Genomic DNA, 26,439 nt, shown 5'->3' with positions numbered 1-26,439 from the left:
TTTCAGTTCCGCCGGTTCGCGCGCCGGCTACGGTAAGTGTCGAGCACCACGGCGATGACGATGACCGCCCCGGTGATGATGCGTTTGGTGGGTTCCGAAGCACCGATCTGGGCCAGGCCCGCAGCCAGCACCGAGATGATCAGCACGCCGAAGAAGGTGCTGATGACCGAGCCGCGCCCGCCCATCAGGCTGGTGCCGCCGATCACTACGGCGGCGATCACCTGCAGCTCGAGGCCGGCACCGGCATTCGGGTCGGCGGCCTCCAGGCGGGAGATCTGGAACAGCGCGGCCAGGCCGGCGAGCGCGCCCATCAGGGTGAACACCAGGATCTTGTACGGGCGCGGGTCGATGCCGGCCAGGCGCACGGCCTCTTCGTTGGTGCCGATGCCGATCAGGTAGCGGCCGAACACGGTGCGGGTCAGCACCAGCTGGGCCAGCACGATCACCAGCAAGGCGATGATGAAGGCCGGCGAGATGCCGAAGGCGATGGGGTTGGAGAACCAGGCAAAGGCATCGCCGATGTAGGCGGTGCGCGAGTCGGTGAACTGGTAGGCCAGGCCTCGGGCCATCTCCAGCACGCCCAGTGAGACGATGAACGAGGGGATGCGCCAGGCCACGGTGATGCTGCCGGTGATGCTGCCGGCCAGCGCCGCCACGGCCATGCCGAGCAAGGCGGCGGGCAGCACGCTCCAACCCCAGCCGAGGATGGCCACGCTGACGGCCGAGGCGGCCAGGGCCAGCACCGAGCCCACCGACAGGTCGATGCCGCCGATGATCAGCACGAAGGTCATGCCCACCGCCAGCACCATCAGGTCGGGGATCTGGTTGGCCAAGGTGCTGAAGGTGGCATAGGAGAGGAAGTGGCTGCTCAGCATCGAGAACAGCACGATCATCGCCAGCAACGCGCCGGCCAGGCCCAGGTAGGTGCCCAGGCCATAGTAGTTGCCGCTGCGGCGGGCGGGCACTGTGCCCGGGGTGTCGAGTGTGGTTTTCATGCGTCCATCCTGGGGGCTGCGTCGTGCAGCAGGGCATCACGTTTCTGGTAGCCGGCGAAGGCAGCGGCGAGGAGCTGGTCCTGGCTCCAGCGGTCGCGCTCGAAGGTGTCGATCAGGCGCCCGGCCGAGAGCACGGCGATGCGGTCGCAGATCAGCATCAGTTCGCGCAGGTCGCTGGACACCACGACGATGGCCTTGCCCTGGCGCGCGAGTTCGGCGAGCAAGCCATAGATATCGAACTTGGCGCCGACGTCGATGCCACGGGTGGGCTCGTCGAACAGCAGTACCTGGCAGTCGCGCTCCAGCCACCGGCCAATCACCACCTTCTGCTGGTTGCCGCCGGACAGCTCGCCCACCGCCTGCGCAGGGCTGGCGCTGCGGATGCGCATGGCGCCGATCTGGCGTTCGGCCAGTTCACGCTCGGCGTTGCTGTCGAGTACCCCGGCGCGGGACACGGCACCGAGGTTGCCCAAGGCGATGTTGGCGCTGATCGACTGGGTCAGCAGCAGGCCTTCGCCCTTGCGGTCCTCGGTGATCAGGGCGATGCCGGCCTTGACTGCGGACTTGGGCGAGTCGATGGCCACCGGTTGTGGCGGCTGACCAAGGGCGACCTGGCCGCTGTCGGCGCGGTCGGCGCCGTAGATCAGGCGCAGCAGCTCAGTGCGCCCGGCACCGATCAGGCCGGAAATGCCGAAGATCTCCCCTGCCCTGACCTCGAACGACACCTCGCGCACCTTGTCACTGCGGCTGAGTTTGTCGACCTTGAGCAACGGCGCGCCGATCGTGCGCTGACCCAGGTCGATATGCTCGCCCAGTTCGCGGCCGACCATCAGGTTGACCAGCTGTTCGCTGCTATAGCGCTGGATCGGCTCGGCGCACACCAGTTTGCCGTCGCGCAGTACGGCGATGCGCTGGGCCACGCGCTGCAACTCTTCGAGGCGATGAGAGATGTAGACGATGGCCACGCCGCGCTGGCGCAGGCGCTCGATCTGGGTGAACAGCAACTCCACCTCACGGGCGGTGAGCATGGCCGTGGGTTCGTCGAAGATCAGCACATGGCAGTCGCCGATCAGGTTGCGGGCGATCTCGACCATTTGCTGGTGGCCAATGCCAAGCTCGCCTACCGGCGTGTCCGGGTCGATGGCGTCCAGCCCCACTTGGGCCATGGCCGCCGTGGCCAACTGGCGCAGGCGTTTGTGATTGACCCAGCCGAAGCGGCTGGGCAGGTTGTCGAGGAACAGGTTCTCGGCCACGGTCAGGGTGGGCAGCAGGTTGAGCTCCTGCATCACCATGCGCACGCCCAGGCGCTCGGCTTCGGCACGGCTGACGGGGCTGTAAGGCTGCCCTCGATAGGTCATCTGCCCGGTGGTGGGGACCTCCAGGCCACTGATCAACTTGGACAGGGTCGACTTGCCCGCGCCGTTCTCGCCGGTCAGGGCCAGCACTTCGCCGCCGCGCAGCGCGAGGGTGACGTCGCCGAGCACGGGCTGGGCGTAGGTCTTGCCCAGGCCGCTGACGGCAAGCACGGTTTCATTGGCCGGTAATGACATGGCCATTACTCCTAGATAGACATACCGCCTTTGTAGGAGCGGCTTCAGCCGCGATCACCCGCAAAGCGGGTGCCAGGCACCGCAATGCCTGCATCGCGGCTTCAGCCGCGCCTACAGTCACTCGGTGATCAGTTTGACCGGGGTCTGGATGACGTTGTCGGCATCCACGTCGGGCTTCTCGCCCTTGAGCATCTTCAACGCCGCCTGGATGCCGAACACCGCCTGCTCGCTGGCCGCCTGGTCGAGGGTGGCCAGCACGCGGCCGTCCTTGAGCATCGGTTTGATGGCATTGATGTTGTCGTAGCCGACCACCTGCACCTGGCCAGTCTTGCCGGCGGCGCGCACCGCCGAGACCGCGCCCAGGGCCATGCTGTCGTTGCCGGCCAGCAGCGCCTTCAGTTCGGGGTATTCGTTGAGCATCGAGGCGGCCACGGCGTTGCCCTTGTCGATCTCCCAGTTGCCGGACTGCACCGAGACGATCTTCATCTGCGAGGCTTCCATGGCGTCCTTGAAACCGGCGGTGCGCTGCTGGGCGTTAGTGGTGGTCGGCACACCTTCGATGATCCCGACCTGATCACCGGCCTTGAGCTTCTGCTGGGCGAGGTAGTCGCCGACCAGGCGCGCGCCCTTGCGGTTGTCCGGGCCTACGAACGGTACGCTGATGCCCTTGCTCTTGAGCACCTCGGGGTCGAGGCGGTTGTCGATGTTGACCACGGTGATGCCGGCGTCCATGGCCTTCTTGATTACCGGCACCAGCGCCTTGGAGTCAGCCGGGGCGATGACCAGCGCCTTGGCGCCGGTGGCGATCATCTGCTCGACGATGCGGATCTGGTTGCCGGTGTCGGTCTCGTCCTTGATACCGTTGGCCACCAGCTCGAAGTCGTTCGGGTGTTCTTTCTGGTAGGCCTTGGCGCCGTCTTCCATGGTGCGGAAGAACTCGTTGGCCAGGGATTTCATCACCAGGGCAACTTTGGGCGCGCCGGGCGTGTTCTCGGCGTGGGCGGCGGACATGGAGAAGATCAGCGAAGACAGTACGGCAAGGGCCAACGGACGGCCGGAGAACGGCAGTTTCATGGAAATGACTCCGAATCTTGTGGTTTTTATCGGATCGCAAACGTTTGCGGTGAGCAACTATGGAAACAGGCGCCGCTTTTGTCAAATCCATGCGCAGGCCGCCCCTGACTACGCCGGTCGGATTATCCGCAATTTATCCGGAAAACCGAACAACTTTTCCTGAAGCTGTTCGGAAAACCGAACCTGCGTGACCTTGATGACTTTCTGGTCAGCTCCTGATACCCCCAGTCCTTTCAGGGGATTTGAAGATGAAATACGACGAGCGGTAGTTGCTGGTACGAAATCTGCCTTGCCAGAAGTGCGACATAACGCACATCTCACCCAGGAAGAGAGAAGCAGAAATGATGAAATCCGCATTCCAGACCTTCGCACCGGGCGCCCTGGCCCTGCTGCTGGTCCTGCCAACCTCGGTTTCCGCCAAGGAAGCCGCGCAACAACAGAAGCTTGCCAACGTGGTGATCCTGGCCACCGGCGGCACCATCGCCGGCGCTGGCGCCAGCGCCGCCAACAGCGCCACCTACCAGGCGGCCAAACTGGGCATCGACAAGTTGATCGCCGGGGTGCCGGAGCTGCAGGACCTGGCTAACGTTCGCGGCGAGCAGGTGATGCAGATCGCCTCCGAAAGCATCGGCAACGACGACTTGCTGAAACTGGGCAAGCGCGTCGCCGAACTGGCCGACAGCAAGGATGTCGATGGCATCGTCATCACCCACGGCACCGACACCCTGGAAGAGACCGCCTACTTCCTCAACCTGGTAGAGAAGACCGACAAGCCAATCATCGTGGTCGGCTCCATGCGCCCCGGCACCGCCATGTCCGCCGACGGCATGCTCAACCTGTACAACGCCGTGGCCGTGGCCAGCAGCAAGGATGCCCGCGGCAAGGGCGTGCTGGTAACGATGAACGACGAGATCCAGTCGGGTCGCGACGTGAGCAAGGCGGTCAACATCAAGACCGAAGCCTTCAAGAGCCAGTGGGGCCCGCTGGGCATGGTCGTGGAAGGCAAGTCGTACTTCTTCCGCCTGCCGGCCAAGCGCCACACGCTGAACTCCGAGTTCGACATCAAGACCATCAGCAGCCTGCCAGCCGTGGACATCGCCTATGGCTACGGCAACGTCACCGACACCGCCTACAAGGCCCTGGCCCAGGGGGGCGCCAAAGCGATCATCCATGCCGGTACCGGTAACGGTTCGGTGTCGTCGCGCGTGGTGCCGGCCCTGCAAGAGCTGCGCAAGGACGGCGTGCAGATCATCCGCTCGTCCCACGTCAACCAGGGTGGTTTCGTACTGCGCAACGCCGAGCAACCTGACGACAAGAACGACTGGGTCGTGGCCCATGACCTGAACCCGCAGAAGGCGCGGATCCTGGCCATGGTGGCGATGACCAAGACCCAGGACAGCAAGGAGCTGCAGCGGATCTTCTGGGAATATTGATCGGCGTTTGAAATGGGCCGAGGCGTTGTTTGCTGCGGCCGGTTCGCCGGCAAAGCCGGCTCCTACAGGGGATTGCGCCACACCCGTAGGAGCCGGCTGGCCGGCGAACACCCCTCCCAGGGAACCAATCCCGCTACCACGGTCTTATGGGGCTTTCGCCCTACCTGATGTTGCGAAATGGCCTACAGTCAAATACTGTATGCACATACAGCAAAACAAGGAGCAGCCCCGTGGCCAACCCCTCTTCCGCCTCGCCAAGCAGTTATGAGCAACTGGGTCAGCGCATCCAGAAGATCATCAACAGCCCGATCGCCCAGCGCAGCCGCGCCGCGCTGATCTTCCGCCTGGAGCACGAGTCGCCCGACGACTGGGAAACTTTGCTCGAGGAAATCGCCGAGAACGATAACGTCACCCTCGCCCATCGCGACGATGGTGGCGTGCAGATTTTCTGGACCGTGCCGAAGGAAGATTGACCGCGCATGAGAGCTTCACTTTTCACCGCCTGCCTGCTGTTGATCACCCCTTTCGCCCACGCCGACGCCCCACGCACCTTCCAGGAGGCCAAGAAGGTCGCCTGGAAGCTGTACGCGCCGCAGTCCACCGAGTTCTACTGCGGCTGCAAGTACAAGGGCAACAAGGTCGACCTGGCCTCCTGTGGCTATGAACCACGCAAGAACCTCAACCGCGCCTCGCGCATCGAGTGGGAACACATCGTCCCGGCCTGGCAGATCGGCCACCAGCGCCAGTGCTGGCAGGACGGCGGGCGCAAGAACTGCTCGCGCAACGATAAGGTCTACCAGCGTGCCGAGGCTGACCTGCACAACCTGGTACCGAGCATCGGTGAGGTCAACGGCGATCGCAGCAACTTCAGCTTTGGCTGGTTGCCCGAGCAGCATGGCCAGTACGGCAGTTGCCTGACCCAGGTCGACTTCAAGGCCAAGAAGGTGATGCCACGCCCGTCGATTCGCGGCATGATCGCGCGCACCTACTTCTATATGAGCAAGCAGTACGACCTGCGCTTGTCCAGGCAGGACCGACAGCTGTTCGAGGCCTGGAACAAGACCTACCCACCACAAGCCTGGGAGCTGCAGCGCAACCAGCAGGTGGCCTGCGTGATGGGCCGCGGCAACGAGTTCGTCGGCCCGGTCAACCTCAAGGCCTGCGGTTGAGCGCTGTCAGGTCAGCGTCTGCAGATAGGCGCTGGCTTGCCGGTAGCGGGAAAGCCGTGCCATGTCCGCCGGGCCCGGGTGGGCAATGCGCGACAGGTCGCTGTTGTCAGCCAGGTCCGCCAGCTTGACCTGGCGGGCCAGGGGGTCGACGCCCAGGCGGATGACGAACGCCTCGTAACTTTCGCCTTCGCGGCGGCTCAGGGCCAGCAGTGCAGCGAGGATCTTCAGCGGGAAACCCTCGCGGGCCAAGTCGGACAGCGTGAGCGGCGTATCTTCCAGTACATCGTGCAGCACTGCGACGATACGTTGCTCCGGGGTGATCACCCGCTCCATCACCCGCAACGGATGAAGGATGTAAGCCGCACCGCCTTTGTCGAACTGCCCTTCATGTGCCTTGATGGCCATCGCAATAGCCCGCTCCAGCGTCGCCATGAAGTGATCCCCCATTCAACCCCCGCCCTAGACAGCATAGCCGCGCCCTCACCGCTGCGACAGCCAGGCCTGCACTCGGCAAAAGGTTCACAAACCAACAGGCCTACACAATAAAAGCGATATTTTTTCTGTAACGAAAATGTAATATTCGCATTCGCATACCTATAACAAGCTTGGAGCTTCAGATGCTTGCCTTTTTCCGCCCTGCCCCGCACCGGGCGCCGCTGCCCGACGAGCGCGTCGACAGCACGTACCGCCGCCTGCGCTGGCAGATCTTCGCCGGGATCTTCTTCGGCTATGCCGGCTACTACCTGCTGCGCAAGAACTTCTCCCTGGCCATGCCCTACCTCATCGAGGAAGAGGGCTATACCCGTGGCCAGCTGGGCCTGGCCATCTCGGCCATCGCCATTGCCTACGGCCTGTCCAAGTTCCTCATGGGGCTGGTCTCGGACCGTTCCAACCCGCGCTACTTCCTGCCTTTTGGCCTGTTGATCTCGGCCGGGGTGATGTTCATTTTCGGTTTCGCGCATTGGGCCACCTCCAGCGTGGCAATCATGTTCGTGCTGCTGTTCATCAACGGCTGGGCCCAGGGCATGGGCTGGCCACCGAGCGGGCGAACCATGGTGCACTGGTGGTCGCAGAAAGAACGCGGCGGTGTGGTGTCGGTTTGGAACGTCGCCCACAACGTCGGCGGCGGCCTGATTGGCCCGCTGTTCCTGCTGGGCCTGGGCTGGACCAACGACTGGCACGCGGCCTTCTACGTGCCTGCCGCCGTGGCGGTGCTGGTGGCCGTGTTCGCCTTCGCCATGATGCGCGACACCCCGCAATCGGTCGGTTTGCCACCGGTTGAGCAGTACAAGAACGACTACCCCGAAGGCTACGACGAGAGCCACGAGCAGGAGTTCAGCGCCAAGCAGATTTTCGTCGAGTACGTGCTGCGCAACAAACTGCTGTGGTACATCGCCCTGGCCAACGTGTTCGTCTACCTGCTGCGCTACGGCGTGCTGGACTGGGCGCCGACCTACCTGAAAGAGGCCAAGCACTTCAGCGTCGATACTACCTCGTGGGCGTACTTCTTCTATGAGTGGGCCGGCATCCCCGGCACCCTGCTGTGCGGCTGGATGTCCGACAAGATCTTCCGTGGCAACCGTGGCCTGACCGGCATCGTGTTCATGGCGCTGGTGACCGTCGCCACCCTGGTGTACTGGCTCAACCCGCCGGGCAACCCGACCATCGACATGATCGCGCTGTTCTCCATCGGTTTTCTGATCTACGGGCCGGTCATGCTGATCGGCCTGCAGGCGCTGGAGCTGGCACCGAAGAAAGCCGCTGGCACCGCGGCCGGCTTCACCGGCCTGTTCGGATACCTCGGCGGTTCGGTCGCGGCGAGCGCGGCGATGGGCTACACCGTCGACCACTTCGGCTGGGACGGCGGCTTCGTACTGCTGGTGAGCGCCTGCGTGCTGGCCATCGCCTTCCTGATCCCGACCTTGCGCCATACCAAGGTCGCCAGCAGCGAGCGTGAAGCACTGGCCTGACACATGGGGCAGGTGTAAATGACAAAGCCCGGGGTTTCGCCCCGGGCTTTGTGTTTTCAGGTTGCCTGGAACAGCCGCGTGGCGCTGATGGTGCAAGGATGTGACAGCACTGGTGATGCATCGGCGAGCCGGCCTGAGCGTTCATGGCTGTTGCGGGCCAGCCAGCAACTTGCGCATAAACAACCACGCTAAACCATCCTCCAGCGACCGCTTGTACCCTCAATATTTGGGAAACTGACCACAGAAAACAAAGCAGAAAATGAGTTCGGACTCAGTTCCCAAGCTCATCGATTCCCACCTACGATAGAGGCTTCACACAGTACGCCCTGCGAAACGCTTCCAACCATCGAGTCGAGCCGCATGGACGCTCCGCTGCTACAGACCTAAACTGCCAGACACGAAAGGACGCACCAATGATTTTCCCCGATGGGCTACCCGAAAACTGCCCGCTGCCAAATGCCGTGAGCTGCTCTGGAACTATTTACATGGTTTCCCCCAACAACCCCGTGGACCAACAGGATTGCCTCTCACAGGCGGAGCGTGGCCGCGCAGTCAATGCAACTGGCGATCTTGCATGCACACGTCACGGGCTTTCCGTATTTCCCGACTTCGCCAGTTGCAGCCATCAGCAATCCTTGTTCCCCTCGCTTGGAGAACATATCGTTGCCGCCCAACTTGACCCTAGTCACGGCAAAACCATGAACACCCCCACTAAAAGCAATCCTCGGCACATGACTTGGTGGCCGCGCAAAGATCTCGAGCGCAGCGTGCTCTTCAAGGCAGTGGAGGCCTGAACATGCTGTGGCCCATCACCTCACCCGCCATCAGTACCCAACCTTTTGAAGACCTGCAAATCGCAGAGGTTCTTTACGAGTTCGATGGCCCCAAGATCTTCACCACCCTTGACCAGGATGGCTTCCTGCGCTTTTGGTACGAAAGCAAGGAAGACCGGGACGATAAACTGATTCGCTACCTGGTTACCCCAAGCAGCGCCTTGCTGATCCAGCAGTTGAAGTGCGGACATAAATCGGTGCATGACCTGCTCAAGCAGAGCTGGCTCTGGGCTGTAGACCTGCGCTATGACATGTCGCCGTCAAGAGCCTGGCATCTCGAAAGCCTGGATGAAGTACCCGCCAAGTTCAAACCAGAGCCCCACGCCACGCTTTGCCCGGAGCACATGCCGCTACTATCGTATCGCTTGATAGGGCAAGGATTGAAAGAGGGCTCGGTCCCCGCCAGTGTCATTGCGCGCGCAGTGAACAGCCCTGCAAATGCGTTGAAGAAAATCCTGGAAACCATCACCCAGAGCATTGCCCAGGGAAGGCCGGAAGAAAGCTTCAGGAAATCGTATGACCTTCCGGCAACGCGATTTGCCTACAACAGTTTCGAAGTATCCTTCTCCACACCCAGCCCCGAGCAATTGGACTTGCAAGTTCCGGGCATCAGCACTTATACCCAAAGTGCACAGGTACTCGAAAACGGGTTACGCTGGCTCGTCGACCAATCAGGTGGCGAACCCGAACTGTCCGTACTGGAGGCCCTCAAGGACCTAACGCCCCCCACCCATGGCCAAGTGGAGTCTGCCGAACTTCGTGGTCAGTTGATCAGCAACAATCACGTGTTTCGCCTCACCCGCGCCCATCGAAAGCTGATCAGTGAAACCCTGGCACGGCATCAGACATCAAGGCATCAGCTCATGAAGACCAGCGGCAAGATTCGAGAGCTGGATAAGGATAACCTCACGTTCATACTTCGCAGTCGTCCCGACGCGGAAACCGAACTCAAATGCGCCTTCAGCGATACCTTGTACGACGACGTCGTCGAACATTTTGCCAGTGAAGTGAGCATCAGCGTCACAGGCCGACTCAAGCATGCCAAGGCCGTTCTGGAAATCAGTGATATCGAAGCCATCCCAGATAACCTCACCTGAAGGTCTGGCTTCAACTCCATGCTTCAAGCGTAACGCTGCACGCCTCAATCACATTTTTACCCGATCCCGCACCGGGCACTGTGCCCGGTGCAGGTTCAACGCCGTGTTAATGATCCCGACATGGCTGAACGCCTGCGGAAAATTCCCCAGCATGCGCTTGCCCACCGGGTCGTACTGCTCGGCCAGCAACCCGACGTCGTTGCACAACCCCGTCAACCGCGCATACAACGCCTGCGCTTCCTCCCGCCGCCCCAACAGCACATACACATCCGCCAGCCAGAACGAACACACCAGAAACGTCCCCTCTCCCGGCGTCAGGCCGTCACTGCAGCTGTCGCTGTCATAGCGCAGCAGCAGCCCGTTGCGTAGCAACCGCCGCTCGATTTGCTCGAGGGTGTGCAGGAACCTGGGATCATCGGCCGGCAGGAACCCGGTCAGTGCGATCTGCAATAGACTGGCGTCGAGTTCGGCCGAACCGTAGGCCTGCACGAAGAACCTGCCCTGGGTGTCCAGACCAAGGGCGCAGACCTCGCGATGAATCTCGTCGGCCACCTGGCGATAGTGGCGGCTGTGCTCGCGACCGTCCTCGGTGGTGTCGGCCAGCCCCGCCGCGCGGTCGAAGGCGACCCAGGCCATGACCTTGGAGTGGACGAAGTGCTGGCGGCCACCGCGCACCTCCCACAGGCCTTCGTCGGGCTCGCGCCAGATGCGCTCCACATAGGGCAGGATCGCCCGGGAGATGGCAGCGCTGCGCGGGTGACGTGGCAGGCCACCCTTGATCGCCTGGGCCATGGCATCGGCGAGTTCGCCGTAGATGTCGAGCTGGCGCTGCGCGGAGGCGGCATTGCCCACGCGCACGGGCTGCGAGCGCTCGTAGCCCGCCAGCCAGGGCAAGGTGAACTCGGGCAGGTCGCGCTCCCCCGCCAGGCCATACATGATCTGCATCTGCTCGGGGTTGCCGGCCACCGAGCGCAGCAACCATTCGCGCCAGGCCTGGGCTTCGTCGAAGTAACCGAGGCTCATGAACGCCAGCAGGGTCATGGTGGCGTCGCGCAACCAGCAATAGCGGTAGTCCCAGTTGCGCTCCCCGCCGACCCGCTCGGGCAGCGAGGTAGTAACGGCGGCGACCATACCGCCGGTGGGTGCGTAGGTCATGGCCTTGAGCGTCAGTAATGAGCGACGCACCAGGGCGGTGTGGGGGCCTATGTCGGGGCAGCGGGCGGCGAAGGACTGCCACTGCTCGATGGTCTGCGCCAGGGCGTGGTCGGCATCGAAGCCCGGCTGCACAGGCAGGTGCGAGGGCTGGTGGCAGAGACTGAAGACCTGGCGTTCGCCGGCGCGGACGCGAAACCGCGTGACGCTGTGTTGGTCGCGGCCGTGCGTTTCGGTGGTACCGCGCAGGATCAGGCGATCGGGGCCGGCGACGGCGCTGAGGGTCAGCGGGTCGAGCTTTTCCACCCAGGGCACGCTGCGGCCGTAGTCGAAGCGCAGCACCAAATCCATCTCGAACGCGGTTTCGCCGACCAGGCCTTCGACGATGCGCAGCACCGCGTTGCCATCGCCCAAGGGCATGCAGTCGAGCACCCGGGCATGGCCGCTGGCAGTGGTCCAGCTGGTTTCCAGTACCAGGGTGTCTTCGAGGTATTGACGCGAGGTGTGTTCGACGGGGTCGCTGGGGGCCAGCCGCCAGCGGCCGTTTTCTTCGTTGCCCAGCAGGGCGGCGAACACGGCCGGGGCATCGAAGCGCGGCAGGCAAAGCCAATCAAGGGCACCGTCGCGGTTGATCAGGGCGGCGCTGCGGCAGTTGCCGATGAGGGCGTAGTCTTCGATCAGGGCGGGCATCTGGGCTCCTGGTGGCGGGCACTCGGAGTGTTGGATGCGTGGATTGGGTAGGCGTTCCGCTGAGCGAGCCGCGTTGCGGTTGAACGCGGTTCGCCGGCAAGCCGGCGCCTACAGGTTGCGCGTCACTTTGTAGGAGCCGGCTTGCCGGCGAACAGGTACTTCAACCCAGCTTGTGCCATTCCCGCTTGTCGCGCGCCAGCAACTCGTTGCCAGCCTCCGGGCCATCTTCGCCTGCCGGATAACCGTGCACCTCGCTGCCCTCGGCAGCCCAGGCATCGAGGAACGGCTGCACGGCGCGCCAGCCGTTCTCGATGTTGTCTGCGCGCTGGAACAAGGTCTGGTCGCCGGTGAGGCAGTCGTAGATCAGGGTTTCATAACCGGTCGCCGGGGTCATCTTGAAGAAGTCCTTGTAGGCGAACCCCAGCTCGACATTCTCCATCACCAGTTCCGGCCCCGGACGCTTGGCCTGCAGGTCGAACCACATACCCTCGTTGGGCTGGATCTGGATCTTCAGGTAGTTGGGCTTGGGCCGCTCCAGCTCGCTTTCGCGGAACTGGGCATAGGGCGCAGGTTTGAAGCAGATGGCGATCTCGGTGTCGCGCACGCTCATGCGTTTGCCGGTACGCAGGTAGAACGGCACCCCGGCCCAGCGCCAGTTATCGATCATCACCTTGAGCGCGACATAGGTTTCGGTCTGGCTGTCCTTGTCGACATTAGGTTCTTCACGGTAGCCGGGCAGTTGCTTGCCCGCGGTGTACTGGCCGCGCACGGAGTTCTTCAAGGCCATCTTCGCCGACCAGGGGCGGATGGCACCGATCACCTTGGCCTTTTCGCCACGCACGGCGTCGGCGCCGAACGCAGCCGGCGGCTCCATCGCCACCATGGCCAGCAACTGGAACAGGTGGTTGGGCACCATGTCGCGCAGGGCGCCGGTACTGTCGTAGAAGGCGCCACGGGTCTCGACGCCGACGGTCTCGGCGGCGGTGATCTGCACGTGATCGATGTAGTGGTTGTTCCAGAACGCCTCGAACAGGCCGTTGGAGAAACGGCTGACCAGGATGTTCTGTACCGTCTCTTTACCGAGGTAATGGTCGATACGGTAGATCTGCCGCTCGCTCATCACCTTGAGCAGGCAAGCGTTGAGCGCCTCGGCGCTGGCCAGGTCGGTGCCGAAGGGCTTCTCCACCACCACCCGGCGAAAACCGCCAGCGGACTCGTCGAGCAGGCCGGCCGCGCCCAGGCGCTGGGCCACCTCAGGGAAGAAGCGTGGCGAGGTGGCCAGGTAGAAGATGGCATTGCCGTGGCGGGTCGCGTCGATGCGCGCCGCCAAGGCCTTGTAAGTCTCGGGGTCGAGAAAATCACCCGTCTGGTAGTCGATGCACGTGGCCAGGCGCTCCCAGAGCGCGGCATCGAAGCAGCGCTCATCACCTTCATGCCCCTTGTCGCGCTCCTGCATGAAGGCATGCAGGCGTTCAGCGAACGCTTCGGCGCTAGCGGGATTGTGGTCGACCCCGACGATACGCAGGTTGCGGTCGAGCAGGCCATCGCGGGCCAGGTTGTACAGCGCCGGCATCAGCAGGCGCTTGACCAGGTCGCCATTGGCGCCGAACAGGAACAGCGTGCAAGGCGGCGCGGCAGGGGTCGTCTGCTTGGTCATTCGCCCTTCTTCTCGACGTGGCCGCCAAAGCCCAGGCGCATGGCGGAGAGAATCTTGTCGCCGTAGGTGCCCTGTTGCTGGCGCGAACGGAAGCGGGCGAACAGCGCGCTGGACAACACCGGTACCGGTACGGCCTGCTCGACGGCGGCATCGATGGTCCAGCGCCCTTCGCCGCTATCGGAGACCGAACCGCTGAATTCGCTGAGCTGCGGATCGGCGACCAGCGCATCGGCGGTCAGGTCCAGCAGCCAGGAGGTGACCACGCTGCCACGGCGCCACACCTCGGCGATTTCCGCCACGTTGAGGTCGAAGCGCTGGTCTTCCGGCAGCTCGTTGCCGCCCTTGCTGCGCAGCAGGTCGAAGCCTTCTGCGTAGGCCTGCATCAGGCCGTACTCGATGCCGTTGTGGACCATTTTCACGTAGTGGCCGGCACCGGGCGGGCCGGCATGGATGTAGCCGTGCTCGGCACGCTCGGGCTCGCCCGTGCGGCCCTGGGTGCGCGGGATTTCGCCTACGCCGGGGGCCAGGGTCTTGAACAGGGGTTCGAGACGCTCGAACACCGCTTTCTCGCCACCGATCATCATGCAATAGCCGCGGTCCAGGCCCCACACGCCGCCAGAGGTGCCGACGTCGAGGTAGTGCAGGCCGCGCTTGGCCAGCTCGGCGGCACGGCGCACGTCATCCTTGTAGAAGGTGTTGCCGCCATCGATGATCGCGTCGCCCGGCTCGAGCAGCTCGGCCAGTTGGGCGATGGTCTGCTCGGTAGGCTCGCCAGCGGGCAGCATCACCCACACCGCGCGCGGCGCCTTGAGCTTCTGCACCAGCGCGCCGAGGTCGTGGGCCCCTTGCGCGCCCTCGCCTTCCAACGCGGTGATAGCCTCGCGGCTGCGATCATGGACCACGGTGCGATGGCCATCGCGCATCAGGCGCCTTGCGATATTGCCGCCCATGCGGCCCAGCCCGATGATTCCCAGTTGCATGTAGCGACGCTCCCCTTGGATTTGGATGACAACATTTGAAGATTTCAGATTAGTCCAGCGATCCGCTCGAGGGTTCACCGACGAACGGGGTGACAACGATAAACAAAAAAGTTCCAAAGGGCCTGCAAAGAATTCAGAATGCGCGCCGCCTGAAGCGTCTACGCTTTTGAATGTCACCAGCCAAGCGAGGTGTGCCAATGGGTACCTTGATGCCTGCCACTCCCACCCAGACCCTCTACGTGACTGTGCGCCGTGACGAACTGCGCCAATTGAAGGATGAACGTGACCAGTTGCGCCAGCAGGTCGCACAACTGAACCTGCTGCTGGAGCAGGCCCGCCTGGATGGCAAGACCGCCACCCGTTGATACCCCGCCGTGGGCGCTTGATGGCGCCCACCGCGCCCCCGCATGCATCGCATCAAGCAACATCCTGCAGACAATCCCCACCGCAAGCAGTGAACCTGCCTACAAAAATGCGGTCTTTCGCTGACGGTCAATCCACCCGACCGGATCGCCGGCCCAGTCATCGGGCCTTTACTTGTCCTGTTGCAGCGAAGATCACCATGCCAGAAAACCAGCCTGCCTCCTCCGCCCTGCCCGCCCTGCGCGGCGGCCTGATCGCCGCCCTGATCGCCCTGGCCGCGCCTGCCCACGCCGAAGAACCGGCCAGCGATGCGCGCTGGGTCAGCGACAGCCTGAGCACCTATGTGCGCAGTGGCCCCACCGATGGCCACCGCATTGTCGGCACGCTCAAGTCCGGGCAGAAGGTCACGCTGCAGACCACCCAGGGCAACTACAGCCAGGTACGTGGGCAAAGCGGCGACCTGGTATGGATCCTCACCAGCGACCTGCAGGCGGTACCGGGGCAGAACGAGCGCCTGCCACAGCTCGACGCTCAGGTGGCGGAGTTGTCCGGCCAGCTCAAGACCATCGATGACAGTTGGAAGAGCCGTGTGCAGGGCATGCAGGAAACCCTTGATTCGCGCAAGGCGCTGATCGACGAGCTGGAAACTCGCAACAAGGCACTCAACGAACAACTGGAACAAAGCCAGTCGAACCTGCGCGACACCCAGGCGCGCCTGGGCGACGAAAACAAGCAGGTGATGATGCGCTACATGGTCTACGGCGGCAGCATCGCCGGTGCCGGGCTACTGGTGGGGTTGATCCTGCCGGCGCTGACTCGTGGCCGCAAGCGCAACGATCGCTGGTTCTGAAACCAGGCACGCCCCCTGTAGGAGCCAGCCTTGCTGGCGAACAACTTCGCACGCAGACCAGAGATCGGGATTGGCTCGGTTCGCCAGCAAGGCCGGCGCCTACAGTGATTGGTTGGTCACGCCGAAGGGGATGTGCACCGAAGGCACCACGGTGCTGGTGCTCTTCAGGTGCCCCGACTGGTCATCGAAGAAGATGTGTGGCTTGAGTACTTGCAACACCCGGCGCTTCTCGATGCCCCCGAGAAAGAACGCGTCGTTGGCCATCACTCCCCAGCTTTTCAGGGTGTTGAGCGCACGTTCATGGGATGGCGCGTTGCGCGCGGTGACGATCGACACCCGCAAGCGGTTCTCGTAACCGGGGTGCTCGAGCTTGTATTGCTCCTCCGCCGCCTGGATCCGCGCAATACGCACGAAGAACTCCTTCAGCGGCCCCGGATTATGTGGCTGGGCGACATTCATCACTTCGTGGGCGTGGAAGCTGTCCAGCCCGCCCGATTGCATCACCGCCTCCGACTCGTCTCCAGCCAACACGCCGTCGAAGTCGAAGGCGATGCGCAGGTTGTCGTCGCTTTCATCGTCATCGAACTTCGAATCCAGCACCTGCCCCGCCGGGTAACCGGCCTTGATTGCCGCGTCGACGTGCTGCTTGTCGGCGGACAGGAACAGCGCGATGTTCAGCGCCGGGATGTATTCGTAGGGCGAGCGGCCCTGGGTGAAGATGGCCCGGGTCATGTTCAGCCCGTAATGGCCGATGGTCTTCATCACCCGCAAGCCGGTGTCCGGGTCGTTCTGCGACAGCAGCACCACTTCCACCAGCGGATCTTCCGGGTCATCGCGCAGGTCGTTGAGGGCCAGCAGGCGCTTGATGAACGGGTAGGCGATACCTTTGCCCAGGGGCACGTCGAGGTGCTGTTCCTGGTACTTGCGGTACTGGGCCTCGCCATCGCGGCGAAATACCGCGTCGGACTCGCTCAGGTCGAACACCGCGCTGGAAGCGACTCCGATCACCAGGCGGTCATCCAGTTCGAAAGGCATGGGGCAATCCTTGTCATGAAAACAGTTGAAAACACCCTGGGCTCAGGCGTCGGTACGGCCTTGCAGGCGCGATGTCCAATCCTCGACCTGGTGCTGCTCCAGGCGTTTTTCCAGGGTGCGGCGCCAGCTCGGTACCAGCGGTAGCTCAAGGCATTCGCGCAGCAGCTCGGGCTCCAGGCGCTTGTCGAACAGTACCGCCGACAGGCGCGCCACCGACCATTGCCCATGGGGCCGCTCGACCAGCTCCAGGGTATCGCCCGCCGCCAACACCCCTTCTTCCAGCACCCGGTAGTACCAGCCGGTACGCCCGCTCTGCTGCACCCGCAGCGCCATCTGCGCCACGTCGAAGCGATCGTTGAGTTTCCAGCACGGCATGCGGCCCTGGGAGATCTCCAGCAGCGCCGTACCGACACGGATGCGGTCGCCCAGGCAGACGTCGGTTTCACGCCAGCCATGGCTGCTGAAGTTCTCGCCGAAGGCGCCTGGCTTGGCCAGCAACGGGTGATCGCCGAGTTCGGCGGCCCAGTCCGGATAGTGGTCGCGGGGATAGTGATGGATGGCCTTGTCGACCCCACCGTGCACACGCAGGTCGCCCTGTTCATCCCCGGCGATACCAAGGGAGGTCACGTGCAAGGCGCCCTCGCGGGGGTGCTTGTCAATGGCGCTGTGCGAGCCTGGGCGGGTGAACGGCCGGGCGCTGCCGGTGAGCAGGCTGTCGAGGCGCGGATGGGTCGGGTTCATGCGGCGGTCTCGTGGAAGGTCGGGCGCGAGCTTACACGAGACCTGACCGCCTTCGGAAATTACCGTTGGCTACTTGCCGCGCGCCTTGTTGTAAATGGTCTTGGCACGGTCGGCCTGGCTCATGCAGGTCTCCATGTCACCCTTGGCCTGTGCTCCCTTCGTCTCCTTGAGCAACGCGTGGCAGGCCGGCCAGTACCTTCGTGGTGATCGAAGCGGTGCCCACCGATAACTGGGCAGTGCTAGGCAAGACGGTGACGGCGCTGCGTCGGCGTGAACGAACAACCTGACGGCGTGCCGGCCTCTGTGGGAGCGGGCTTGCCCCGCAAACACTTACCATGCCCCGCGCACGTGCATCGCGGGGCAAGCCCGCACCCACGACTACTGGCGCAACCTCTGCAGTGCAGCCAGCACATGGCCCGTCGCCCGTTCCACCTCACCTTCGCGGCAGGCGATCCCCAACTGCCGCCACAACCCCGGCCGCAACGGCCGTTGCGCAATCCGCGGGTTGTGCTGCTGCACCTCGCCCTCCTGGGGCAGCAGCGTCGCCCCGTACCCTGCCGCCACCAGGCTCTTGATCGCATCGTTGTAGTTCAATTCGATGCGCGGCTCGGGGTACAGCCCGGCAGCCGCGAACCACTCCGACGTCACCCGCGACAACTGCGTGGTGCTGTCGTTGAGGATCAACGCCCGCCCGGCCAGCCAGCCCGGCGTGACCCGCGCCGGTGGCCGCCAGTCGGCGGGTACGTAGGCCATGATCGGGTCGCGTCGCCAGGGGGTGACCTGCAGCCCTTTGCCCGCCACCTGAGGCAACGCCACCAGGCCGATGTCCAGGGTGCCCTCGCGCAGGCGCGCCAGCGAAGCTTGCGAGGTGAGTACCTGGACCTGCACGTCGATCCCTGGGTGATCCACGCGCAAGGCTTCCAGAGCCTGGGGCAGCAAGTGGGCGATGGCACCGGTCGAAGCGCCCAGACGCACCCGGCCGGTCAGGCCCTCGACCTGCCGACGCACCTCGTCCAACGCCTGGTCGGCGTCAGCCAGCAAACGTCGGGCGCGGGCCAGCAACGTCTCGCCGACGGCGGTGGGCCGCACTTGGCCCCGGGTACGGGTGAGCAATGGCGCGCCGATCCGTGCCTCCAGTTCGGCGACATGCAGGCTGATGGTCGGCGGCGCCAGGTTGAGCTGGCGGGCAGCGTCGGCGAACGAGCCGAGGTCGGCGATCACCACCAGGGTGCGCAGGCGGTCGAGGCTGATTTCTCGCATGGGGTCTCGCGTTTGGTGAATGACACCGCGCCTACAGAGGGCTGGGCCGGTTTCAAAATTATTCATTTTTTCTGAACTTGAACATCATGATATGCAAATTTTCTTTCATCCAGCCGCAGGCGAGGATATTCCCTACTCCTTCCCTACGGACACCCGCCATGCACCAGCCACTCGTCTTCATCGACGGCGACCAAGGCACCACCGGCCTGCAGATCCACGCCCGCCTCAACGGCCGCCAGGACCTGCGCCTGCTTACCCTGCCCGACGCCGACCGCAAGGACCCGGCGCGCCGCGCCGAGGCCATCAACAGTGCCGACATCGCCCTGCTCTGCCTGCCCGATGACGCCGCCCGCGACGCCGTGGCGACGATCCACAACCCGGCGGTGCGGGTGATCGACGCCAGCTCCGCCCACCGTACCAGCCCGGGTTGGGTCTACGGCCTGCCGGAGCTGCACGCCCAGCAAGCCGAGCGCATCGCCCAGGCCAAGCGGGTGAGCAACCCCGGCTGCTACCCCACCGGCGCCATCGCCTTGCTGCACCCGCTGGTCGAGGCTGGGTTGCTGCCTGCGGACTACCCGCTGAGCATCCACGCCATCTCCGGCTACTCCGGTGGCGGCCGCGCCGCAGTCGAACGCCATGAACAGCCGAGCGAAGACTACCTGCCGACGCTGCAGTTGTATGGCCTGGAGCTGGCGCACAAGCATGTGCCGGAGATCCAGCAGCACGCCGGGCTCAGCGCGCGCCCGGTGTTCGTGCCGGGCTACGGCGCCTACCGCCAGGGCATCGTGCTGAGCATCCCGCTGCAGTTGCGCCTGCTTCCGGGGGTTGCAGCAGAACAGTTGCAGGCCTGCCTGGAACAGCACTACCAGGGCGCCCGCCATGTGCAGGTCATGCCGCTGCATCAGCACGGCCCGGCCACCGCGCTGGACCCACAGGCGCTGAACGACAGCAACGACCTGCGCCTGGCCCTGTACGCCAACCCCGAGCATGGCCAGGTGCTGCTGACCGCCGTGTTCGACAACCTGGGCAAGGGCGCCTCGGGTGCTGCGGTACAGAACCTCGACCTGATGCTGGCCGCCCTGTAGGCGCCAGCCTTGCTGGCGAGCCGCTTTGACAGCGGGCAAGGCTGCGCCTTGCGTCGCCGGCAAAGCCGGCTCCTACACCTGGCTACATAGCGGGTAGAATGGCAGCTTCGTCACGTTCCAACCGGAGCCCTGCCCGCGATGTTCATCCTCCGCCGCCTCGACGGCGTGCCGCCCGAATCCTTCCAGAACCAGATCCGCCAGCTGGTGATCGACCATGTCGGCCAGCTCAGCAGTGTCGCCATCAGCGCGGACAACCCGCTCTACCCGCTGTACCAGTACGGCGTGGGGTTGGAGGTGCACCAATACCTGATGGCCCTGGACGGCACCCGTGGCCTGGCCGTGGAGCTGACCCTGGCGCTGGACGCCGAGGCCCCGGACCAGCTGCTGGGCTTCGCCCTGGCGCTACCGGCACAAGACAACCCGCAAGCCTGTGCCCTGGCCTATCTTGCCGTGGATCCCCGGCATCGCCGCCAAGGCATCGCTCGCGCTCTGCTGGACGACCTGCGCGCGCGTTACAGCTGCGTCGAGCTGAGCGCCTTCGCCGCACAGGTACCGTGGTTCGAAGCCATGGGTCTGCAAGTGGTGGCCAGCGCCGGGCCGCAGGTACTGATGAGCAGCACCGGGCATGCCAGCGGGGCGCTGATCGGGCGGCTGGACATCGCGCCGATCTACCAGACCGTCGAAGTGCGGCAGATCCATGCGTACCTGCTCAAGCAGCAGGGTGAGGAGGCGATGGTGGAGGCAGAGCAGCTGCGCGACGCACGGCTGGATGAGCTGGCAGAGCAGGCCAGGGTTTGCGTGAAGCAAAGGCTTACGCGGCATTGAGAGAGAACATCGCGGCCTATTCGCCGGTAAAGCCGGCACCTACCTTGCCCGCGTCGCCCGCAGGACCAGCGCCACACCTGTAGGAGCCGGCCTTGCCGGCGAAAGGGGCGCAAAGCGCCCCACGGCCATTTTCAGGCATGCACCCAACGCCGGTGCAGCCCGCGTGCCAGCGCATCGAGCATGAAGCCGAGCACGCCGATCAACAGTACCATCGCCATCAGCTCGGAATACGCCAGCCGATCCCGGGTATCGAGAATGAAGTAACCCAGCCCCGCGCTCACCCCGAGCATCTCGCACGGCACCAGCACGATCCACAGGATGCCGATGGCCAGGCGTACCCCGGTCAGCACATGGCCGATCACCCCGGGGACGATCACCTTGCACAAGGTCTCCCAGCGCGTGGCGCTGAGGCTACGGCTCAACTGCAGCCAGCGTGGGTCGAGCTGGCGCACGCCCGCCGCCGTGTTGAGCAGGATCGGCCACAGCGCGGCAAACGCCAGCAGGAAGTAGATCGGCTGATCGCCCACACCCATCAACATCACCACCACCGGCATCCACGACAGCGGCGAGATCATGCGCAGGAACTGGAACGCTGGCGTGGTCGCCGCCTCCAGGTGCCGGTAGCTGCCCACCAGCAACCCCAGCGGCACACCGATCAGCAGCGCCAGCAGCAGGCCGACCAGGATGCGCTTGAGACTCACCCAGACATGCCCGTACACCTCGCCCTGCCCCAGCAGCTCCACCAGGCTGTGCAAGGTGGCCTGGGGCGAAAAGCGCGCGGACAAACCGTCAACCTCGCCGAACACCCGCACCCCCAGCCACCACAGCAACAACAGCGCTGCCAGGCCGGCCAGGCCCAGGGCGCCATGTACGACGTGCTTGCGCATCAGACCGCGAACTCCTCGCTACGCTCGAAGTTCTCGGCGATACCGAAGGCCGCCGGGCCGCCGACAGCAGCGATGGCGTTGCGCACGAAACGGTCGTCGACCAGGTCGCGGGCGGCGTGGGCCGGGTCCAGATTGGCGAGGAAACCGTTCTCGCCTTCGATCAGCGTGTTCTTCAGGCGCTTGACCAGCTCCTCGGTGTAGCTGGGGTATGGGTACGGCTGGAAGTCGATGCGTTTTTCATCCCACTGCTGGTGCTGGATGGCGCCACTAGCGATATAGCCCGCGCGGTCGTCGGCCGACGGTGCCAGCACCCGGGTGAGCACCGCCGGCTCGTGTGGGGTGTACTTGTTGGGGCCAGCTTTGGACAGCAACGCGGCCGCCTCGGCGCGGTGCTCGCGGGTCCATTGCTGGGCCTTGACGATGGCGTTGACCACCTTCTGCGACCACTCGGGGCGATTGTTGAGATCGTGCTCATGCATGAACACCACGCAGCAGGCATGGTTGCGCCAGACATCGCCGGTGAAACGCTGCACACGACCGACCTTGAGATTCTCGGCCAGGGCGTTGAACGGCTCGGCGACGATGTAGCCGGCGATGCGCTTGCTGGCCAGGGCCGGAGGCATGTCCGAGGGTGGCAGTACCAGCAAGTTGACTTCGTTGGCGGCCAGTTGCGCGGTGGCAGGCTTGGACACCGCCTTCAGGCCGTTGTCGGCGAGCATCTGTTGCAGCACCACGTTGTGGATCGAATACCAGAACGGGATGGCCACGGTCTTGCCGCCGAGCTGCTTCATGTCGGTGATGTCCGGGGCCACGGTCAGGCCCGAGCCACCGACGTGGTTCCAGGCCACGACCTTGGCCGGCACCTTGCTGCCGTAGCGCGCCCAGACGGTCATCGGCGACAGCAGGTGGATCACGTTGACCTGGCCGGAGATGAACGCCTCGATCACCTGGGCCCAACTGCGCAACAGCACTGGGCGCTCGGCCTTGATGCCTTCGGCCTCGAACAGGCCGTTGTTGTGCGCCACCAGCAGCGGCGTGGCGTCGGTGATCGGCAGGTAACCGATGCGCACCGGCGCATCCGGTTCGGCGGCGGCGCGGGCCTGCAGGCTGGACAGCAGCGGCAACGCACCGGCGGCGGTGAGCATGGCGCTCAACTTAAGGAAATCGCGACGAGACGTCGAGGAACAGCAGTCATCCATGCACATGGACAGCCTCCGAGGGCAAGGGGGATGGAGTGGGTTCGGCTACGCGGCTTGCCCGCCGTAGGGTTTTCAGGATGTCGATACGTAAGGCGCCCAGCTCCTCGACCCGCTGTGCGCGCGGCTGCGGCAGGTCGATACGCCACTGGCCGAGGGTGCGCGCCGGGTGGTCGCCCAGTAGCAGCACGCGATCGGACAACAACAGGGCTTCGTCGATGTCGTGGGTGATCAGCACGGCAGCGGTGTTGTGGGTGGCGATCAGTTGCAGCAGCAGTTGCTGCATGTCGGCACGGGTCACCTCGTCCAGCGCACCGAACGGCTCGTCGAGCAGCAACACTTCAGGTTGGCGGGCCAGGCAGCGGGCCAGCGCGGTGCGCTGGGCCATGCCACCGGACAACTGGGCTGGGTACTGAGCGCGCGCATGGGCCAGGCCGACGGCTTCGATGGCATGGTCGATCCGCACGCGGCGCTCGTTGCTCGAGAGCTTGGGCTGACGGGCGAAATCCAGGCCAAAGGCGACGTTCTTCTCCAGGCTGAGCCAGGGCAGCAGGCTCGGGTCCTGGAACGCCACCGCCAGGCGCGGGTGCGGCCCCTGCAACGCCTCGCCATGCAGCGTGACGATGCCCGCGCGTGGTTGCTGCAAACCCGCCAGCACCCGCAGCAGGCTGGACTTGCCCACCCCGCTGGGGCCGAGAATGGTGACCACCTCGCCAGCGGCCAGAGTCAGGTCGAACTGCGCCAGCACCGCCTGCCAGCCACCCTCGCGGGGGTAGCCCAGGCTGATGTCCCGGGCCTCGAGCAACGCTTCACTCATGCCGTGGCCGCCTGGCGTTGCAACTCGGCGCGCAGTTGCACCAGGCTCGGGGTGACGATCGGCACGAACGCCGACTCGCGCCAGCGGCGGGCGAACCCTTCGCCATAGGCCGTCAGGTAAGCCTTGCCACCGCTGGCCTGCAGTTCCAGTTGCACGGCGTCGGCGGCGCTTTCGGCGAGGGTGATGCGCAGCTTGAACAGGGCTGCCGGCTGCTTGAGGAAGCGGCCGTCAAGCAGGCCCTGCTTGAGTTCACCGACGGTGTTCTCCAGGCGCTCCTTGAGCACCAGGCGGGCCTCTTCGAGGAACGAGCCACGGCCTTGCAGGTGCTCCTGTACCTCGTCCAGGGCGCGCCGTGCCAGGCCGATGGCCATACCGCACTGCAATGCGAGGAACGCCGGGCGTACCTTGGGCAGGAATTCGCGGGCATTGTCGTGCAGTAGCCAGTCGCGGGCCAGCCCCACCTGGTGGAAGGCCAGTGCGGCGGTGTTGCTCGATTGCAGCCCCATCAGTTGCAGGTCGTCGGAACGCTCCAGGCCAGTAGCGGTGGAGGGAATCGCGACCACGAACGGAGGGCCACCGGCATCGTCCTCGATGGCCGCGGCCACCACGAAGCCGCATTTGCGCAGGTTGGTCACCCAGTGCAAGCGGCCTTCCAGGGTCCAGCCGTCCGCCTCGGGCCGACCGCGTATTTGCAGGGCCTCGATGCCGGACAGGAACTTCATAGCGTTGGACAACCCCGTGGCGCCGGCCAGCTCGCCCTTGAGCAGGTCGGGGATCAAGCGCTCGCGCAGGGCCAGGTTCTGGCTTTGCAGCAGGTATTCGATGAAGGCGCGCTGCCCCCAGCAGACGAAGGCTGCGGCCAGCGAGCGGCTGGCGATGGCGGCAATGGCTTCCACCGCCTCGGTGACGTCGCCGCCCGAGCCGCCAAGGGCTGGGTCGACGCCGACGCGCAACAGTTGCGACTCGGCGATGTGCGCCAGGACCAGGTGCGGGTCGCACCGGCCTTGATCGATGGCCTCGGCATTGGCATCCAGCCAGTGGCGAAATGCGGAATCAAGCATGTCCCTACTCCTTTGAAACGCCGGCCACGCCGGCACCGGGCGTGGTTTATTACGCCGAAGGCTGCCAGCGGTACTTGCCCAGCTCGTCGTTGAGCGGCGTCTGGGCGAACACATTAGCAAAGTTGCACAGGGTTGCGAGGCTCACACCGAGGATCACTTCCAGGGCATTGCCCTCGGTGAAGCCAGCGTCGCGGAAGGCCTGATAGGTGGCATCGCTGACATTGCCGCGGGTGGCGATCACTTCGCGGGCGAACTCGGCCAGGGTCTCGAAGCGGGCATCCGGCAATTCACCACGGGCGCGCAGCGCATCGACCACCTCTTGCGGCAACTTGGCCTTGTTCAGCGCCACGGCTGTGTGGCCGGCCACGCAGAAGTCGCAGCCGTGCTGGGTGGCGGCAATCAACTGCACCACTTCGCGCTCGGCCAGGGTCAGCTGCGACTTGCCATTGAGCGCCGACACCGTGACGTAGGTTTCCAGGGCGGCCGGGGCGTTGGCCAGGATGCCCAGCAGGTTGGGGATGAAGCCTGAGTTCTTCTGCGCGTTCTCGAGGAACGGACGCGCGGCTTCCGGGGCGGTCTGCAGGCTGTGTAAAGTGATGCGCGCGGACATGGAGTGGTCTCCTTTGATGTAGGTCGCTACAGTCTGTTGGTTATAAGAAGTAGCATCCATATTCATCAGTCGCCTTTCCTTGCTCCAGAGTCCTTGCATTAGATGATTTCATCCAGCCACCTCGTCGATTGGTTATTAGAAGGCCTGGAGCTCGACGCCAGCCTGTTTCATGTCGGCCGCTACTGCGGTGGCTGGCATGCCAGCACCCAGGGCATGGGCCGGGCCAGTTTCCACCTCGTGGTGCAGGGGCATTGCTGGCTGCACATCGATGGCCAGCCCGAGGCGCTGCGGCTGGAAAGCGGCGACGCGGTGTTCCTGCTGCGTGACCTGGGCTATCGACTGTCTAGTGACCGCAACGCAACCGATGCCTGCGCACAACCACGCCAGACGATGCAGGGGCTGGATCTGGAAGCGGGTGATGGCGTGGGGCTGGTGTGCGGGTTCTTCCATTTCCAGACGGGGCTTTCGACGCTGATCGTCGAGGGGCTGCCGGGCTGGATCCTGCTCCGTGCCGCAGACCCGGCCGGGAGCGCGGCACGGGCGCTGTTCGAGCTGATCCTGGCGGAGTGTCGGCGCGCGCCTCAACCGTCGGCCACGCTGCTCGAACGGCTGACTCACCTGTTGTTCCTCTACGTGCTGCGCCGGCAGGTGCATGAAGGGCCCTCGCTCGGGGGCCTGGTCGCCCTCGCCCGCCTGCCGGCCTTCGCCGGGTTGCTGGAGCAGATGATCGAGCAGCCTGGGCAGGCCTGGACGCTGGAGAGCATGGCAGCCTGCGCGGGGCTTTCACGCTCGGCGTTCTTCAAGCGCTTCAACGAACTGGCCGGGCAGTCGCCGGGGCAGGTGCTGCTGGCGCTGCGCATGCGCCATGCCTGCCAGTTGCTCAAGGCGGGGAATACCGTCGAGCAGGTGGGGGCGCAGGTGGGGTATCAATCGGTGGCGGCTTTTACGCGGGCGTTTGCCAAGGCGGTGGGGGTGCAGCCGGGCGCTTATCGCAGGCAGCGCAATGAACCCTGAGCGCTGACCACTCGTCGCTTTTCCCCCGACGCGCCTCAACGCAATCGCATTCCCCCCTTCCAATCAGATAGACCCCATCTGCGCATCACAAGGAG

Annotated in this window: 26 protein-coding genes and 1 pseudogene; 12 read left to right on the top strand and 15 right to left on the bottom strand. The window is 64.5% G+C overall.

Annotated features, from left to right (window positions below):
- Window positions 1-2: 2 nt before the first annotated feature.
- The 3 genes from IM733_RS03255 to IM733_RS03245 form a co-directional block, all read right to left on the bottom strand.
- Window positions 3-995, bottom strand: coding sequence for an ABC transporter permease (locus IM733_RS03255; protein ID WP_248919510.1), 993 nt, complete (start codon window positions 993-995; stop codon window positions 3-5).
- Window positions 992-2,545, bottom strand: a complete 1,554-nt coding sequence (locus tag IM733_RS03250) for a sugar ABC transporter ATP-binding protein (RefSeq protein ID WP_248919509.1) — start codon at window positions 2,543-2,545, stop codon at window positions 992-994. The genes IM733_RS03255 and IM733_RS03250 overlap by 4 nt, the downstream gene beginning before the upstream one ends.
- 117 nt (window positions 2,546-2,662) lie before the next feature.
- Window positions 2,663-3,619 (bottom strand): sugar ABC transporter substrate-binding protein, encoded by a 957-nt coding sequence (locus IM733_RS03245; RefSeq protein WP_248919508.1) that lies wholly within the window; start codon window positions 3,617-3,619, stop codon window positions 2,663-2,665.
- A gap of 344 nt (window positions 3,620-3,963) precedes the next feature.
- Here IM733_RS03245 and IM733_RS03240 point away from each other — a divergent pair, with 344 nt between their 5' ends.
- From IM733_RS03240 to IM733_RS03230, 3 genes are all read left to right on the top strand, one after another.
- Window positions 3,964-5,052, top strand: coding sequence for an asparaginase (locus tag IM733_RS03240; RefSeq protein ID WP_248921114.1), 1,089 nt, complete (start codon window positions 3,964-3,966; stop codon window positions 5,050-5,052).
- 230 nt (window positions 5,053-5,282) lie between these two features.
- Window positions 5,283-5,525 carry a DUF1654 domain-containing protein gene (locus IM733_RS03235; protein WP_248919507.1) on the top strand — a complete coding sequence of 81 codons (243 nt, stop codon included), beginning with the start codon at window positions 5,283-5,285 and terminating at the stop codon, window positions 5,523-5,525.
- Between the two features lie 6 nt (window positions 5,526-5,531).
- Window positions 5,532-6,221 carry an endonuclease gene (locus IM733_RS03230; RefSeq protein ID WP_248919506.1) on the top strand — a complete coding sequence of 230 codons (690 nt, stop codon included), beginning with the start codon at window positions 5,532-5,534 and terminating at the stop codon, window positions 6,219-6,221.
- A gap of 6 nt (window positions 6,222-6,227) precedes the next feature.
- Here the strand turns inward: IM733_RS03230 and IM733_RS03225 are convergent, their stop codons facing one another.
- Window positions 6,228-6,653, bottom strand: a complete 426-nt coding sequence (locus IM733_RS03225) for a GTP pyrophosphokinase (protein WP_248919505.1) — start codon at window positions 6,651-6,653, stop codon at window positions 6,228-6,230.
- A gap of 185 nt (window positions 6,654-6,838) precedes the next feature.
- Here IM733_RS03225 and glpT point away from each other — a divergent pair, with 185 nt between their 5' ends.
- The 3 genes from glpT to IM733_RS03210 all read left to right on the top strand — a co-directional run bounded on the left by glpT (window position 6,839) and on the right by IM733_RS03210 (window position 10,121).
- Complete coding sequence (gene glpT / locus IM733_RS03220; protein ID WP_248919504.1) at window positions 6,839-8,191, top strand: glycerol-3-phosphate transporter; 1,353 nt, start codon at window positions 6,839-6,841, stop codon at window positions 8,189-8,191.
- A 413-nt stretch (window positions 8,192-8,604) separates the two neighbouring features.
- Window positions 8,605-8,985, top strand: coding sequence for a hypothetical protein (locus IM733_RS03215; RefSeq protein WP_248919503.1), 381 nt, complete (start codon window positions 8,605-8,607; stop codon window positions 8,983-8,985).
- A gap of 2 nt (window positions 8,986-8,987) precedes the next feature.
- On the top strand, window positions 8,988-10,121 hold the full coding sequence (locus tag IM733_RS03210; protein ID WP_248919502.1) for a hypothetical protein: 1,134 nt from the start codon (window positions 8,988-8,990) through the stop codon (window positions 10,119-10,121).
- A 48-nt stretch (window positions 10,122-10,169) separates the two neighbouring features.
- Here the strand turns inward: IM733_RS03210 and IM733_RS03205 are convergent, their stop codons facing one another.
- From IM733_RS03205 to gnd, 3 genes are all read right to left on the bottom strand, one after another.
- Window positions 10,170-11,963 (bottom strand): glycoside hydrolase family 15 protein, encoded by a 1,794-nt coding sequence (locus tag IM733_RS03205; protein ID WP_248919501.1) that lies wholly within the window; start codon window positions 11,961-11,963, stop codon window positions 10,170-10,172.
- 160 nt (window positions 11,964-12,123) lie between these two features.
- Window positions 12,124-13,620, bottom strand: a complete 1,497-nt coding sequence (gene zwf, locus IM733_RS03200) for a glucose-6-phosphate dehydrogenase (protein WP_248919500.1) — start codon at window positions 13,618-13,620, stop codon at window positions 12,124-12,126.
- Window positions 13,617-14,600: a phosphogluconate dehydrogenase (NAD(+)-dependent, decarboxylating) gene (gene gnd / locus IM733_RS03195; protein ID WP_248919499.1), complete on the bottom strand. Its 984-nt coding sequence runs from the start codon at window positions 14,598-14,600 to the stop codon at window positions 13,617-13,619. The genes zwf and gnd overlap by 4 nt, the downstream gene beginning before the upstream one ends.
- Before the next feature lie 197 nt (window positions 14,601-14,797).
- On the opposite strand from gnd, the gene IM733_RS03190 reads away from it, so the two are divergent.
- Entirely contained in the window at window positions 14,798-14,965 is a 168-nt protein-coding gene (locus IM733_RS03190) for a DUF6026 family protein (protein ID WP_248919498.1), read from the top strand.
- 197 nt (window positions 14,966-15,162) lie between these two features.
- The gene (locus tag IM733_RS03185) at window positions 15,163-15,813 is read left to right on the top strand and encodes a TIGR04211 family SH3 domain-containing protein (RefSeq protein WP_248919497.1); all 651 of its coding nucleotides are present in this window, start codon (window positions 15,163-15,165) and stop codon (window positions 15,811-15,813) included.
- A 99-nt stretch (window positions 15,814-15,912) separates the two neighbouring features.
- Here the strand turns inward: IM733_RS03185 and IM733_RS03180 are convergent, their stop codons facing one another.
- Window positions 15,913-16,848 (bottom strand): 5'-nucleotidase, encoded by a 936-nt coding sequence (locus IM733_RS03180; RefSeq protein ID WP_248919496.1) that lies wholly within the window; start codon window positions 16,846-16,848, stop codon window positions 15,913-15,915.
- A 42-nt stretch (window positions 16,849-16,890) separates the two neighbouring features.
- Window positions 16,891-17,589 (bottom strand): MOSC domain-containing protein, encoded by a 699-nt coding sequence (locus IM733_RS03175; protein WP_248919495.1) that lies wholly within the window; start codon window positions 17,587-17,589, stop codon window positions 16,891-16,893.
- 185 nt (window positions 17,590-17,774) lie between these two features.
- On the opposite strand from IM733_RS03175, the pseudogene IM733_RS03170 reads away from it, so the two are divergent.
- Window positions 17,775-17,876, top strand: a pseudogene (locus IM733_RS03170) (4-oxalocrotonate tautomerase); the annotation flags it as partial.
- Window positions 17,877-17,967: 91 nt separating this feature from the next.
- On the opposite strand, the gene IM733_RS03165 reads toward IM733_RS03170, so the two are convergent.
- Window positions 17,968-18,849, bottom strand: a complete 882-nt coding sequence (locus IM733_RS03165; protein ID WP_248919494.1) for a LysR family transcriptional regulator — start codon at window positions 18,847-18,849, stop codon at window positions 17,968-17,970.
- A gap of 158 nt (window positions 18,850-19,007) precedes the next feature.
- Between IM733_RS03165 and argC the strand changes: the two genes are divergently transcribed.
- On the top strand, window positions 19,008-19,934 hold the full coding sequence (gene argC, locus IM733_RS03160; protein WP_248919493.1) for an N-acetyl-gamma-glutamyl-phosphate reductase: 927 nt from the start codon (window positions 19,008-19,010) through the stop codon (window positions 19,932-19,934).
- Window positions 19,935-20,072: 138 nt separating this feature from the next.
- Window positions 20,073-20,759, top strand: coding sequence for a GNAT family N-acetyltransferase (locus IM733_RS03155; RefSeq protein ID WP_248919492.1), 687 nt, complete (start codon window positions 20,073-20,075; stop codon window positions 20,757-20,759).
- A gap of 131 nt (window positions 20,760-20,890) precedes the next feature.
- On the opposite strand, the gene IM733_RS03150 is transcribed toward IM733_RS03155, so the two are convergent.
- From IM733_RS03150 to IM733_RS03130, 5 genes are read right to left on the bottom strand one after another with little or no spacing between them, the layout of a single operon-like run.
- The gene (locus IM733_RS03150) at window positions 20,891-21,646 is read right to left on the bottom strand and encodes an ABC transporter permease (RefSeq protein WP_248919491.1); all 756 of its coding nucleotides are present in this window, start codon (window positions 21,644-21,646) and stop codon (window positions 20,891-20,893) included.
- Window positions 21,646-22,851: an ABC transporter substrate-binding protein gene (locus IM733_RS03145; RefSeq protein ID WP_248919490.1), complete on the bottom strand. Its 1,206-nt coding sequence runs from the start codon at window positions 22,849-22,851 to the stop codon at window positions 21,646-21,648. The genes IM733_RS03150 and IM733_RS03145 overlap by 1 nt, the downstream gene beginning before the upstream one ends.
- Window positions 22,838-23,659 (bottom strand): ABC transporter ATP-binding protein, encoded by an 822-nt coding sequence (locus IM733_RS03140; protein ID WP_248919489.1) that lies wholly within the window; start codon window positions 23,657-23,659, stop codon window positions 22,838-22,840. Before IM733_RS03140 ends, IM733_RS03145 begins: the two co-directional genes overlap by 14 nt.
- Entirely contained in the window at window positions 23,656-24,720 is a 1,065-nt protein-coding gene (locus IM733_RS03135; protein WP_248919488.1) for an acyl-CoA dehydrogenase family protein, read from the bottom strand. Before IM733_RS03135 ends, IM733_RS03140 begins: the two co-directional genes overlap by 4 nt.
- A gap of 49 nt (window positions 24,721-24,769) precedes the next feature.
- On the bottom strand, window positions 24,770-25,330 hold the full coding sequence (locus IM733_RS03130; protein WP_248919487.1) for a carboxymuconolactone decarboxylase family protein: 561 nt from the start codon (window positions 25,328-25,330) through the stop codon (window positions 24,770-24,772).
- Between the two features lie 102 nt (window positions 25,331-25,432).
- Between IM733_RS03130 and IM733_RS03125 the strand changes: the two genes are divergently transcribed.
- Entirely contained in the window at window positions 25,433-26,344 is a 912-nt protein-coding gene (locus IM733_RS03125; protein ID WP_248919486.1) for an AraC family transcriptional regulator, read from the top strand.
- The last annotated feature ends 95 nt before the right edge of the window (window positions 26,345-26,439 follow it).

This window comes from Pseudomonas entomophila, assembly GCF_023277925.1.
Taxonomy (GTDB): Bacteria; Pseudomonadota; Gammaproteobacteria; order Pseudomonadales; family Pseudomonadaceae; genus Aquipseudomonas; species Aquipseudomonas entomophila_D.
The sequence above is the reverse complement of the archived record's forward strand: the minus strand, read 5'-3'. Positions and strand labels throughout refer to the sequence as shown.